This is a genomic window from Candidatus Poribacteria bacterium, from assembly GCA_021295715.1.
In the GTDB taxonomy this organism is placed as follows: domain Bacteria; phylum Poribacteria; class WGA-4E; order WGA-4E; family WGA-3G; genus WGA-3G.
This window is the reverse complement of the sequence record JAGWBV010000089.1, coordinates 1-12,675: the sequence shown is the minus strand read 5'-3', so window position 1 is coordinate 12,675 and position 12,675 is coordinate 1. Positions and strand designations below refer to the sequence as shown.

The 12,675-nt window shown below is 47.6% G+C and carries 12 protein-coding genes; 6 read left to right on the top strand and 6 right to left on the bottom strand.

The window, feature by feature from the left end; genetic code table 11:
* Positions 1-524, bottom strand: a 524-nt coding sequence (locus tag J4G07_18610; protein ID MCE2415999.1) for a hypothetical protein, incomplete at its 3' end; no start/stop codon positions are given.
* Between the two features lie 366 nt (positions 525-890).
* The gene (locus tag J4G07_18605) at positions 891-1,721 is read right to left on the bottom strand and encodes an HAD family hydrolase (GenBank protein ID MCE2415998.1); all 831 of its coding nucleotides are present in this window, start codon (positions 1,719-1,721) and stop codon (positions 891-893) included.
* 455 nt (positions 1,722-2,176) lie between these two features.
* Here J4G07_18605 and J4G07_18600 point away from each other — a divergent pair, with 455 nt between their 5' ends.
* Positions 2,177-3,052 carry a DUF58 domain-containing protein gene (locus J4G07_18600; GenBank protein ID MCE2415997.1) on the top strand — a complete coding sequence of 292 codons (876 nt, stop codon included), beginning with the start codon at positions 2,177-2,179 and terminating at the stop codon, positions 3,050-3,052.
* 19 nt (positions 3,053-3,071) lie between these two features.
* A complete protein-coding gene (locus tag J4G07_18595; protein ID MCE2415996.1) occupies positions 3,072-3,842 on the top strand; it encodes an ABC transporter ATP-binding protein in 771 nt (256 codons plus the stop codon).
* On the opposite strand, the gene J4G07_18590 is transcribed toward J4G07_18595, so the two are convergent.
* Together J4G07_18590 and J4G07_18585 are read right to left on the bottom strand one after the other, a co-directional pair.
* Positions 3,839-4,735 (bottom strand): NAD(P)-dependent oxidoreductase, encoded by an 897-nt coding sequence (locus tag J4G07_18590; protein MCE2415995.1) that lies wholly within the window; start codon positions 4,733-4,735, stop codon positions 3,839-3,841. The genes J4G07_18595 and J4G07_18590 overlap by 4 nt on opposite strands.
* Positions 4,736-4,789: 54 nt before the next feature.
* Positions 4,790-6,304 (bottom strand): glycoside hydrolase family 32 protein, encoded by a 1,515-nt coding sequence (locus tag J4G07_18585; protein ID MCE2415994.1) that lies wholly within the window; start codon positions 6,302-6,304, stop codon positions 4,790-4,792.
* A 269-nt stretch (positions 6,305-6,573) separates the two neighbouring features.
* Here J4G07_18585 and J4G07_18580 point away from each other — a divergent pair, with 269 nt between their 5' ends.
* Together J4G07_18580 and J4G07_18575 are read left to right on the top strand one after the other, a co-directional pair.
* Complete coding sequence (locus tag J4G07_18580) at positions 6,574-7,329, top strand: hypothetical protein (GenBank protein ID MCE2415993.1); 756 nt, start codon at positions 6,574-6,576, stop codon at positions 7,327-7,329.
* 17 nt (positions 7,330-7,346) lie between these two features.
* Positions 7,347-8,327, top strand: coding sequence for a Gfo/Idh/MocA family oxidoreductase (locus J4G07_18575; protein ID MCE2415992.1), 981 nt, complete (start codon positions 7,347-7,349; stop codon positions 8,325-8,327).
* Positions 8,328-8,383: 56 nt separating this feature from the next.
* Here J4G07_18575 and J4G07_18570 read toward each other — a convergent pair whose 3' ends face one another.
* Together J4G07_18570 and J4G07_18565 are read right to left on the bottom strand one after the other, a co-directional pair.
* Positions 8,384-9,436: a zinc-binding dehydrogenase gene (locus tag J4G07_18570; protein MCE2415991.1), complete on the bottom strand. Its 1,053-nt coding sequence runs from the start codon at positions 9,434-9,436 to the stop codon at positions 8,384-8,386.
* A 126-nt stretch (positions 9,437-9,562) separates the two neighbouring features.
* Positions 9,563-10,549 carry an NADP-dependent oxidoreductase gene (locus J4G07_18565; GenBank protein ID MCE2415990.1) on the bottom strand — a complete coding sequence of 329 codons (987 nt, stop codon included), beginning with the start codon at positions 10,547-10,549 and terminating at the stop codon, positions 9,563-9,565.
* 313 nt (positions 10,550-10,862) lie between these two features.
* On the opposite strand from J4G07_18565, the gene J4G07_18560 reads away from it, so the two are divergent.
* Positions 10,863-11,633: a class I SAM-dependent methyltransferase gene (locus J4G07_18560; GenBank protein MCE2415989.1), complete on the top strand. Its 771-nt coding sequence runs from the start codon at positions 10,863-10,865 to the stop codon at positions 11,631-11,633.
* A gap of 63 nt (positions 11,634-11,696) precedes the next feature.
* A complete protein-coding gene (locus tag J4G07_18555) occupies positions 11,697-12,536 on the top strand; it encodes a phytanoyl-CoA dioxygenase family protein (GenBank protein MCE2415988.1) in 840 nt (279 codons plus the stop codon).
* Positions 12,537-12,675: the final 139 nt, after the last annotated feature.

The following is a 12,675-nucleotide window of genomic DNA, read 5'->3' as shown; positions in this document are numbered from 1 at the left end:
GGATGGATAATCGTCTGATTCGGGGAGGTGTAGATGACCTCGCCGCCGCTGCCATCGGTAGCGGTTACGGTGATATGCGATGTGTCGTCGCGCTTCATCGCCGTTACGATATACCCTTCGTCTGCACTGACGCTGCACTCACCGAGACCTCCACCGGGGAATTCTGCAAGCACGCGTTCCTCAAGGGTATCGAGATGGATCGCCTTTATTGCGTCTGATTGGGTGTAAAAGAGTTCGGTACCGTCTTTGGAGATCACACCGGAGTAGCCGTGGATGTCATCGGCATCCGTTAACTGCACAATGTCGCCACTGGGGAATTCCAGTTTGAAAAAGTTGGGTGTTCCTGAACGGTAGGAGGTAAAAATGAGGTGTCCTTGGTCGGGAGTGAACGAAGATGTCAGGAAGTAGAGGTTATGGTTAATAGAAGTGTCGTTTGTGAGTTGATAGATGTGCGCGCCCGTCTGGTTGTCTTGGAATTCGCGTAGTTCTGAAGGATGAACGGACGCTTTGGCATAGTTTGGCATAGCGTGCTCCTCGTGGTATGTTTGTGGGATAAATTCTATAGGTTAATTAAAAGTGGGTGGTGCATAACTTCTGTTTGTAGACGAAAAGACCGCGCATTTGTGCTTTGCGACGGGCGATGAATCACCCTACTACGAACTTAAATGCTTATCTTAGAGTTCCTGAATCTATTTTAACGCCAGTTTGAAAATAAATCTGTAGGTGTTTTTGCTTGGGTGTTTCCCCCAGGTAGAGCGGTAAATACACCGAAAAAATCGCAGAATGTGGAGAAATATACCGTTTTCAAGACACTTTCCGTCTCAATACCGGTAGCGAAACCCGACATTCCACTTTTATCAAGCTCACGTTATTTTATTTATGAACACCGATCAATTAAATAGATAGTCTAACAACTGATCGCCTTCGCGGAAATCAGGGATAATGATGTCCGCGCCAGCACGAATCAGACGTTCCCGCTTATCGGCGTTCATATTGTATATATTGCCTTCTACAGACGCGACACCCACCGCGATGGCTCCCACCTCTTTAGCGTTTTCGATCTCTACATAGCCGTCTCCAACGATCAGCAATTCGCTGCCATTGAGTTTAAAATCCGTGATGATTTTTTGGATGATCATGGCTTTGGAAAACTTCTTATATTCCCGTAATGCCCCGAAGATGCCACCGTCAAAGGATTCGGCAACACCGAGGAGTACCGCTTCGTTTTTAACGAATTCGACATCCGTGCCGCTGGCGAGATAGCAGTTGATCCCCGTCTCGCGCAGGCTTTGGAGAAATTCGAGCGACATCGGCACACGGAGCGGATCCGCAGACAGTGTTCCCGCGGCGAGTCCCGCAATCCGTTCCTCAACGACGGGTAGCAATCGGCGGTTATATTCGTCTTTATAGGCAAGTGGCTCTTTCGGGGTCCCGCCACGTTTCTCGATTTCTTCGCTTAACTGGATCATCTGATAGATCGTCTGCTTACCTGTCAGTCTGTCCACAAATTCAACGACGATTGCTTCGAGTTGTTCCTGTGTTTCTGTGGTATCCGTTTCCATTTGAAGACATTCAACCATCATCGGGACCATCACATTCTGCCAACCGTCTCGGATGAGGGAGATTGTCCCGTCAAAATCGAAGACAACATGACGAATATTCCCGGTTTGGATTTCACGATGGATTTCAATTGCGGTGTTATCCAAAAAAATGTGCTGCATATTTTTAACTATGACGTTGCTATGACCCGACCGTTGGTCAGATCACTATTTTCTGATTAAGTCTATAGGGGCACGTAAAAGATTACTGGCTATGTGGCAGCCGCTTACAGTTTCAGAGACATAGAGAATCGAAAATTAGATGGCTTTGTTATAGCCAAAAAAGGCGTTGATTTCCCTTCTCTAATCTGATAGTATAATAGCGTTCAGTGAGTTAAGCAAGCATTTTCCTTTTTTAATTTTACCTTGCGGAGAAGCAACACGGGTTAGGATTTTGACGGTTTATTCTCAAGAGTCGCCTGCGTGTTTTTGCTTGGGGTATTTGCTTGGGGTATTTGATAGGGTGTTTCTGTGTATTTCTGCGGATTTCTGTGTATTGTTGCAGGCTTCGTTTTTGCGTCTAATTCTGTGTATCTTTCTTAACCAATGACTGAGAACCGATAATCGACAACCATTTAATGAACGAAAAAGAGATACTGAAAAAAATCCAACGTATCGAAATATTTACCAATCGCCTCGTTAACTCTGTCTTCGCGGGGGAGTATGAAAGCGTCTTCAAAGGACAGGGGATTACCTTCGATGAGGTTCGGGAGTATCAGGTAGGTGATGAGATTCGTACGATCGATTGGAATGTCACCGCACGCATGGGACAAGCCTACATCAAGCAGTACGTAGAAGAGCGTGAACTCGTGATAATGTTGGTTGTGGATATGAGTGCCTCGACCAGTTTCGGCAGTATCGCTGAGACGAAAGCGGAAATCGCTGCCGAGATAGCAGCACTCCTCGCCTTTTCTGCCATCAAAAATAACGACAAAGTTGGGCTTATCTGTTTTACAGACACAGTTGAGCATTTCGTCGCGCCACGTAAGGGGAAAAGGCACGTCTTACGCGTTGTTCGAGATATTCTCCATTTTCAGCCGAAACAGTCCGGGACAAATATTGAAACAACGTTGGCGTTCGTCGATCGTGTTCTCAAACCGCACAGCACTGTGTTCCTCATCTCAGATTTCAAGGATACGGGGTACGAAAAGCAGGTACGCTTGAGCAATAAACGGCACTCGCTTATTGCTATTACCTTACAGGACAGACGCGAGGTGGAATTGCCGGATGTCGGACTCATAGAACTGGAAGACGCGGAGAGCGGAGAGACAGTCATTATTGATACAAGCTCCGAGGCAGCACGACACCTCTATACGGAACTGAATCGGCGTGCCGATGCGGAACGGCGACACGTTTTCAGGGCAAATCAAGTGGATTCTATTCATATCAGAACAGACGAACCGTATGTGAAACCACTTATCCAATTTTTCCGTCAGCGTGCCTCCCGACGTTAGCAATAATTCTTGTAGACTTATGAGAAGATTAGAGGTAAAGAATTTAACACAAACCTTTGATCAGAAGAACACCTCATTGCGGGTACTGGATAGTTTGAATCTCTCTGTTGATGATGGGCAGTTTGTCGCTTTGTTGGGTCCTTCTGGGTGTGGCAAAAGCACACTTTTTAATATCATCTCTGGGCTTCTTGTCCCAGATACCGGGGGAATTTACCTCAACGGTGAGCACATCTATGGCAATACCGGAGATTTCGCCTACATGCAGCAGAAAGACCTCCTTTTACCGTGGCGGACAGTCCTTAGGAACGTACTCATCGGACCAGAAATTCACAACGAACCACTTGACCCCGCGAAGGCGGAGGCACAACAGCGTTTAGCACAACTCGGATTAAGCGGATTTGAAAATAGTTATCCGATGCAACTTTCAGGAGGGATGCGGCAACGCGTCGCGCTTGTCCGAACGCTCCTCTTTCGTAAGGAAATTCTGCTTTTAGACGAACCTTTCGGCGCGCTGGATGCAATGACTCGCACCGTCATGCAGTCTATTCTACTCGACATCTGGGCAAAAGACAGACAGACCGTGCTCCTCATCACCCACGACGTTGAGGAGGCACTTCTACTCGCGGATAAAATCTATGTGCTAACAGCCAGACCCGCAACGCTAAAAGCAGAGCTTCCTGTTCCGTTACCCCGTCCGCGGAGCATCACGGATGTCTCCCTCATTCGTCTGAAAAAGGAACTGTTAGCGTTATTACAAGTTGAAATGTCACAAGTTTTTGATGCAGGCTAATCCTGTTCCGTGTCCGAATCCTCAGTCAATGTCCGCCAAAAAGACCGTGACGGACGATTCATATTGTCAAACATCTCGTAATTCCCTTTTTTACAGAATTCGTAGAGTGCTTCCGTTAATGGAATTTCAAATCCGGAGGCTTCTGCAGCCGCGAGGAAATAGGGCAATTCCGGGTATTTGATGACGAGTGTCCCACCGTCTCCATCAATGATGCGTTTGGCGATCCTGTCGAATTGTCCACGCCAACCATCACCCATACCAACTGCTTCGCGAATCGCAGTCGGATCCACACCTGCACAGACGCCGAACGCCATTGCCTCCATGAAGGCCGCGTCACCGAGTCCCATCGCCAATTGATTCACGCCTTTAACGATCTGACCACAACCGCTCGGACCGCAGTATACAACGTATTTCGGTTCCCCGAGGACTTCTAAAATTGGGCGGCATCTTTCGACTGTCGCTGCATCGCCGCCAACAAAAATACGGAGTGTCCCCGTTTCCGATCCCTGTGGTCCGCCGCTTACCGGGGCATCTACAAGGGTGGCTCCCCTTTCGGCAAATATTGTCGCCATATCCCGCGTTTTTTCCACTTCTGTCGTGCCTAAATCAATAAAGACCTGACTGGCGCGAGCATTAGGGATCAGGCGTTGTTCTGCGACACTGGAAAAAATATCAGAGGAACGCAAACTGGTCATGACGACATCGCTATTTTTGACGACCTCGGCGGCATCTTGCCCGGCAGTTGCTCCTGTCGCAGCGAGTGCTGCGCATTTTGCGGCATCAATATCATATCCGATGAGCGGATACCCGGCATTGTGAAGATTCTTCGCCATCCGTCCACCCATGTTTCCGAGTCCAATAAAACCGATTCTACGGAGTTGTTGGGATTCCATTTTTTAACTACAACCTCCTATTCGTTGCAAAAACTGGCAAACGTCCGCCTACGATTACCCCACCGTTGGTGTCATTGTCCATGCGTCTAAACTGACTAAAGTCGCCTCACCACCACGTGCGAAAATTGAGACACCGAGGCTGTCTGCTCGCGTTGGATAGATACGCTGGGTCAGGCACAACCGACTGTTAGCAAAAACTTCCATCACTGATCGGTCTAAAAAGATATGGAGTTTCAGAGGTTCCTCGCTAATCAGTTTAAAGGGTGCCTCCTGCGAAGTTGTATAACGATCTCCACCGTCTTCATCTTGTGGTGTTAGGCGCGGATATTTTACTTCGTCATCCAAAGTTGACTTCGTGAGATCAATCTTAAGGAATTCGTCGGATGTCGAATACAAAATAGTGGTTTCCTCCTCACCATCAGGAGAGCAGCGAACCTTCACACCGAATTCTGTAGCACCGCTTGGATCAATTTCGACCAGTATTTCAAGACAATCGCCGTTTACATCTTCAAGATCGATCTCCGTATCTGCCTCAAGTCGGGTTTTATCTCGGTGGTGATGCTGAGTGCGGAGTTTTTCGAGTTCTGGAACGGGTTCGATACAAAGACTTTCGTCTTCACGCAACGATAGGATCCGCGGCAACGTCATCACAGAAGCCCAACCGTATTTCTCCCACGGACGGGCTTCGCGAATCCAACCGAAAAAGATACGTCGCCCCTTATCGTCAAGAAGCGTTTCGGGTCCAGAGAGTTGTCCGCCTTGCCAGTTCATCCGCCCATATGTTTCAGGATAGAACTGCTCATCTTCGTAACGTCCGAGGTAATAATGTGCCATACCGTAAGGACGATGCCCGTGCATCAGGAGCATATATTTATCACCAAGCGGAAAGAAATCGGGACAGGCACAATCTTCTACCTCATCCGTCCAACGTCGCGAAGATGTGTAGAACGGACCGAGGTACTCCCACTGGATGCAGTCGTCCGAACGGAAAAGACTGGTCGCGTCGCCTTCGTATCCCGGTCGACTGTTTTTGTTGCCTATGAGTGCATAATAGGTACCATTTTCATACCATGCACACGGATCAAAAACGTGGTACTCTTGCGGCTCATCTGGCATCGGAATGACCGGGTTTGCGGGTGAAGGGTTCCAGTGAATCAAATCGTCGTCATCGCTGGTTGCGATGCAGGTTCCTTGATTCGGCACGTGATAGATAAAGGTTGGAAGCGGTGCGTTTTCAATAGCATCTCCGCTGTATATGCCGCGTGGCATTGACCCGTCAGTAGCAGGTTTTATTGCCGGTGGATGGTGTATCCAATGCACCAAATCGCAACTGGAGGAGTGATCGAGCACTGGCAGCCACTCGTCTGCATTTGGATTTGGCATTCGTCCAAGATAAAAGACATGGTATCGTCCATTCCAAAAAATGGTGCAGTTTGCATCGTTAAAAAACCCATCAGGAGGGAGTAGATGATAACGTGGACGGTGTGGATCTGCTGAGAGATATTCTCGCAATTCACGCGCATTTCCGATATGTTTATGAAGGTCGTCAATTGTGATTGCTGGGTCCATTGGCTGTGAGCTCTCCTCGAAAACTTGCTATTCAGAAGATCGTTATTTCAAGCGTAGAATACGGTATCAGAGTATAGCAGGTTAGGAGAGAAGTGGCAAGAGAAATCGGGACACATCAAACCTATTTTAGTATGTCTATAGCGACGTTTTTTCTTGAGGTATTTTATCCTGTCTGGTATACTGCCCTGATTAGTTTTAACATCACTTAGGTCAGTGAATTTCGCCTCGTCTCAGTAATTCTGATGGATCGTAACAAAGGAGTTTAAAGAATGACGCACCTAATTGGATGTGCCTTGATTCTGACGATACTTGTTTTTGGTGCCTCTGATACGGCAGGGGAAATCTTGTTGCAGGAAGATTTTGAGGGCGAACTGGATTTAACTTCTAAATGGCAAACGGGTCATCCCAAATTTGTCTATCCGAAAGACGGTATCCTCTACTTAAACCAGAAGAAATCTGGTGGAGACTACGTGAGCCTCCGGTCTTTAGCAGTTTTCAGCGATGTCATCATCTATTACGAATGGTTCATCATTGAATGGAGTGGACAGGGTGATGGTGGCGGAGCACTCCGACAGACACCAGATGGTTCTTATTGGATGCGCTGGTGGGGGCGCAACAGTGTCAAAGTAACAACGAATAAAGATGGACCTGTTAATGCTTGGCAACCTTTTCCAGCGAAGGGTGGGCCAGCATCGTCTAATTACAATGCGACATCTGACCACTTTATACTCAAAGCAGCGTTAATGACGCAGGAAAAGCGGGTGACCATTCATATATGGGATGTCACTGAGAAAAAAAAGATACAGGTCGCTGAGTGGGAAATCAAGGACGACACTTACAAGTCAGGAAACATTAGTTTTGATTGCTGGAAATTTGGTATTTATGGTGTTGATAATGTGATCGTTGCTACGCCTGAACATGAAGAAGAGATCTTCGCGGAAAATTTTGATCCGCACGGTCTTGCCGTCCAACCTGAAGGGAAGTTAGCGACAACATGGGCAAACCTTAAATCGAAGGATTGGTGAACAGAAAGGATTTAGTTATGCAAAAATGTGCACTTATTAGCGGTAGAGGTATGGGGTTGATGCACGGCGGGAACTTCCACAGCCATCGGGACGCGGAAGTGGTCGCGGTGTGCGATATGGACCCAGAACTCCTCGCGAAGGCAGCGGAACAATTCGGTGTTCCCGGGTATTCAACAATTGAGGACCTCTTAGCAAACTGTGACGCGGAACTCATGCTTCTCATTGTCAATGAGACCCGGCGTATCCCACCGTTGCGGCAATTGCTCGAAGCAGGACGAAATGTATTCACAGAGAAACCCCTCTGTGGATTGGAAGGACAAGCTCGGTTGCGTGAAGAAGACCTCCGAATCGCAGCACCCGCTATTGCAACATGGCGCGACTCTAATCTTAAGTTCGGCATCGATTTCAACTACCGATTTATGCACCATTTCCGTAAACTCCACGATGATGTTGCCGAAAATCGGTTGGGTGAGATCCGGATGGTACACGCCCGCGCCCATTTCAACTGTTGGTCACATGTCATCGATCAGATTCTCTGGACCGTAGGCAGACCGGAATGGGTGAGTGTTGTCGGAAATCCGAACGAAGCTGGAGGTTGGGGCCGTTTAATTCATATCGGCTGGGAGAATGGTGTCATCGGTTCCCTGAGCGGCACAAACTTGTGGGGCTACGACGATCACCCCCTTCGAGTTAAGGTCCTTGGTGATGAATTTTATGCGGAGGCAAAAGGATTGGAAGGCTCTTACTCCCGCCGAAAAGCGAATAGTTCCGAAATAGAGGAAGTCTGGGAAGCTGAGGCAGACAGCCCAGAGATGCCGGAGTCGTTTAAACGGATGGCTGATGGTGTGATTAAGGCAATGCACGCCGATACACCGTTTCCTGCAGATGGTGAAGCGGCATGGAACGAATTGCTTTTTGAGGCGGCTGTTCACAGGTCAGCTCTGCAGAACAATGCCCGCGTCTTTCTGAAAGATGTTGAAGAAGAAGCAATTGCCTGAAAAAGTCATAGGCGCGGTTTCAACCGCGCCTATGTCTCAGTGAACGGTCCGATGTTTTAGGCAACACCACCTTCGACAGCGATCTTAATCGCGTCCTTTCCGTCCAAGTGGTAACTGCCGTGCAGCGCGTCGAACCCTTTAGACACATCTTCTAAGGGCAGAACGTGGCTGACAAAACCTTCAAAGAGTGAAGCATGTTTCTCAAGCATCGGTATAGCACGGATAAAATGCTTCCTCTCAAATCCCCACCCGGCTTCCAGTCGGAGGTTCTTACGCATTAACATCTGATTCGGATTACAATCAAAAGAACCAACATCTACAAAGTGTCCATATACAACATAGGCTCCGCTATGCCTGATATAGTCCAAACCTTCGGGAATAGCGGCGAGGAAACCAGTGCATTCGTAGACGACATCTGCACCGTTGCCTTGTGGTGTGTTTTCTCGGACAATCCGTTTCCGTTCTTCCGGATCCGGCACTTCGGCGATATCAATCGTAAGATCCGCGCCTAACCTCTTCGCCATCTCAAGCCTTCCTGGAGGTCCACCGACGACGATCAGTCTACCGGCACCAGAGACTCTTGCCCAATTAAGCGCAAGCAAACCGATGGGACCGGTTCCTTGAATTACAACCGTGTCCCCGAACTCGATTTTGCCGCGTGACACACAGTGTGCAGCACACGAGGCAGGTTCCGCGAGCACAGCAATTTCCGGTGGCAGATCGGTTTTAATAAACATATTTGTCGACGGGTTTGAAAGGTAGATGTACTCACTGAAACCGCCGCGCAGATATGGTGCTTCTTCCGACGGAGAGAAGCCGAGCCCCCCGCTTGGAGAAAGTGCGATCCTATCCCCCTCTTTCACCGGGTTGCCGAGGTAGTCTGTCTCAACCCCTTCTCCTAAAGTTTCAATCACACCGACGTTCTCGTGTCCAAGGATAATGTCGTGATTGATACGTTGAAATTCCCAGTTGTGAAGGTCGGTACCACAAATACCACCTAACTCCTGACGGACGAGGACTGTACCGGGAGCAGGATCAACGATCGGGTACTCTCGGATTTCAAAATCTTTGCCACTCATCACGGTAGCACGTGCTGTTCTGGTTCCCATTATGAACTCCTTTTTTTACGGCTATCGGCTATCGGCTATCAGCCATCAGTTAAGAAATTCTCGTTTAGTGGAAATCTCTGTGCTGACCGCTGACTGCCATTTTGCCAAGGCACCCTCAACAAATCGCTAAACTTTGACAACTATCTTACCGAGTTTTACACCTGTGAAAAGCGCGATGAACGCCTTTGGTGCATTCTCTAACCCTTCTACAATTGTTTCTTCCCACTGTATCTTGCCTTCGGATATCCACTGCCGCATATCACTGTAGAATTCAGGGTTGCGCTCCATGAAGTCAGTGACAATAAACCCTTGTAATCTAATCCGTTTACCGATGGCAGAGCTGAGGTTTGTCGGACCTGGGGTCGGTTCAATATCGTTGTATTGGGAGATCATACCGCACAGTGGGATACGTCCGTGCATATTCATTACTGCGAGCGCGGCTTGTAGATGTCTACCTCCGACGTTTTCAAAGTAGATGTCAAGTCCATCCGGACAGTGTTTTCTGAGTTCTGCCTCTAAGTCATCAACATTTTTATAGTTAAAAGCCGCGTCAACACCTGCTGTTTCCAGCAGCCATGCGACTTTCTGGTCGGAACCCGCACTCGCCACAACTCGGCACTCTTTGATTTTGGCAATCTGGCATACAATCGAACCCACCGCGCCTGCTGCTGCGGAGACAAAAACCGTTTCCCCTGCCTTGGGTTGACCTATCTCCAGAAACCCGAAGTAGGCGGTCCGTCCAGGCATACCGACAGCACCCAAAAACGACTGGAGCGGTGCAATCGTCAGATCGACGGCGGTCACGCTTTCTGCCGACGCGACGTAGTGGTCCCGCCACCCCTGCATACCCGTCACATAATCTCCAACTTGAAACTTGTCACTGTTCGATTCCACTATCCGACCGGCGCACCTACCTTCTAAAGGTTTACCGAGTTCAGCCGACCGCATACCACCGCGCATATACGGGTCTACTGACGTGTAAAGGTTTTCAACTAACACCTCTCCTGCTGTGGGTTCAGGGAGCGTCGCCTCAACGATTTCAAAATCACTTTCTTTGGGCATACCGACGATTCGATTCTTAAGGCGAATTTGTCGGCTTACAGTGTTCGGCATTTTCTCCTCCTATCGGCTTACAATTTGATTGATTTAATTACCATAGATGCAATGATAGCACATCTGGGAAAAAAGTCAAGGTCAGGAGCATTTGGCTTAGGAGAAATGGTTTCAATTTTGGGGAATGTACTGAAATTCGCTTGACATCTGTCTGTGAATGTGATTTAATCAGTAACGCAAAATGCACACCACAACGACTGCGCTGTCCTTCACCTAACTATTCAACTGTATTCCATAGTTGTTTGTCACAAGTAAACCTTTCTAAAATTTCTGACGCACTAAAAACTTACTAACACACATCTTAGGAGAGAAAATGCACGATCTCCCTTGTGAATTGATTAAAACTGATTTTGGGCATGAGGTATATGATGGATGGTATCTTGAACATGCCAGTTACAATTTCGAGGCACCGGAATTTGTAAAAAAACACTTCCATTTCTATGAAGAGGTGCTACGGCTATCTAAAAATGACATAATATTAGAAGCGGGTTGCGGCATAGGAAGTTATTCGCGCGCATTCGCACAGCACGGCTATCATGTTGTCGGCATGGACCTGTCCCCGAACTTTCTTGCTGAAGCACAAAAGATCACACAAACCGAGAATTTAGAAATTGAATTTATTCTTGGTGATTACAATGAAATGCGTTTTGAAGAAAAGTTTTCTGTTATTTTCTTCGAGGGCTCATTTTTTTATCGTTCCAAAGAGGGATTGGTGTCGCTCTTAAAGCGAATCCATAAAGCACTCACGCCTGATGGTAGGCTCTATTTTGTTCATGCAAATCAATCAATCAAAAAACAGCGATTCCCGCAGGCGACTTGGAGTGAAATTAAAGAAAACGTGTTTGTCTTGCAAAATCAAGAATATGACGAAAGTAACGATGGGACGAAATGCATTTGGCTTAAAATAGATTTAGAAACACAGAAACAGTATAAGTGTGACTATTTTGTTAAGTGCCTCTCTTCTGACGAACTCAAAGACTGTCTTGTAGCGGCAGGATTTACGGATTACCATTTCTACAAGAAACGTCGGATAGAAGACTTCCAGCCAGAAGACGATGGATTTTCTGTAGTGGCGAAAAAGTAATAGCAACAGCAGACACTGGGTTCCTTCCAGTTAGAATATTAGAGATTATCAAAGGTTGGTGTTATGAAAGTCGAAAAACCGAAAGAAAAATACGATCAATTGATCGCTGACGGTTACTGTGTCGTTGAGGATGTCTTGAAAGAAGAGATGCTTACGCAACTTCGGACAGTAACCGATGAACTGCTTGATGCACAAACGGAAGATGAACGTGCTGCCCATCGCTCCTCTGGTAGCATGATTAGTGTGTATATGCATCCACTGTTCGCTGAACTCGTCGTTTACCCACGGACATTACAGGCTCTTGACGCTTTGGGATTTTTGAGACCGAAATGGTCGTCGGGGTATGTCATCAGTAAACCGCCACAAAGTCCGGCTCTATTTTGGCATCAAGACTGGTGGGGTTGGAACGACCCGTGCAGCTACACGGCATTGCCGCAACAACTGTTCCTCATGTACTATTTGGTTGACACAACGCCGTATAACGGGTGCCTCCGTGTGGTCAAGGGATCGCATCTGAATCGGCACCCACTGCATGATATACTACCCAATGCCCATGGAGCGTCATTACAACGCGTGGAGGATCCTGATCATCCGGCGTATCAGCGCGTTCAGGGTGAGATCGACATACCCGTGAAAGCAGGAGACTTGGTTATCGGTGATTCTCGCCTCCTACACGCTTCACATGGCAATCAATCAAATGAACGGCGGACCGTAATTACGCTCTGGTATCATCCATTTTTTGCGTTGTTACCCGCGGAAATGCAGGCACATATCGGTAGACTCCGGCAGAGCCTCGCTTGGTCGGACACAGAATGGGCGCGTATTGCCGAACTCGCACCAGTCTGTAAAGGCGACGTTGAACCGACCAAATGGAATCGGAATCCGGGACCTGAACTGAGATAGTTGGACACCAATAGGTACAGAATTTGATTTGAAAGAAACAGTACTTCATGGTATATTATATAAAAAATAAACTGAAAGTCTACATTGAGACATTTGAAATGAAAGAAGTTATTGAAGATTATACAGATCCCATTCTTGA

What these genes read in the sequence shown, in the direction of transcription:
- J4G07_18605 (MCE2415998.1), bottom strand. Translation starts at nt 1,721, where the DNA reads ATGCAGCACATTTTTTTGGATAACACCGCAATTGAAATCCATCGTGAA.
- J4G07_18600 (MCE2415997.1), top strand. Translation starts at nt 2,177, where the DNA reads ATGAACGAAAAAGAGATACTGAAAAAAATCCAACGTATCGAAATATTT.
- J4G07_18595 (MCE2415996.1), top strand. Translation starts at nt 3,072, where the DNA reads ATGAGAAGATTAGAGGTAAAGAATTTAACACAAACCTTTGATCAGAAG.
- J4G07_18590 (MCE2415995.1), bottom strand. Translation starts at nt 4,735, where the DNA reads ATGGAATCCCAACAACTCCGTAGAATCGGTTTTATTGGACTCGGAAAC.
- J4G07_18585 (MCE2415994.1), bottom strand. Translation starts at nt 6,304, where the DNA reads ATGGACCCAGCAATCACAATTGACGACCTTCATAAACATATCGGAAAT.
- J4G07_18580 (MCE2415993.1), top strand. Translation starts at nt 6,574, where the DNA reads ATGACGCACCTAATTGGATGTGCCTTGATTCTGACGATACTTGTTTTT.
- J4G07_18575 (MCE2415992.1), top strand. Translation starts at nt 7,347, where the DNA reads ATGCAAAAATGTGCACTTATTAGCGGTAGAGGTATGGGGTTGATGCAC.
- J4G07_18570 (MCE2415991.1), bottom strand. Translation starts at nt 9,436, where the DNA reads ATGGGAACCAGAACAGCACGTGCTACCGTGATGAGTGGCAAAGATTTT.
- J4G07_18565 (MCE2415990.1), bottom strand. Translation starts at nt 10,549, where the DNA reads ATGCCGAACACTGTAAGCCGACAAATTCGCCTTAAGAATCGAATCGTC.
- J4G07_18560 (MCE2415989.1), top strand. Translation starts at nt 10,863, where the DNA reads ATGCACGATCTCCCTTGTGAATTGATTAAAACTGATTTTGGGCATGAG.
- J4G07_18555 (MCE2415988.1), top strand. Translation starts at nt 11,697, where the DNA reads ATGAAAGTCGAAAAACCGAAAGAAAAATACGATCAATTGATCGCTGAC.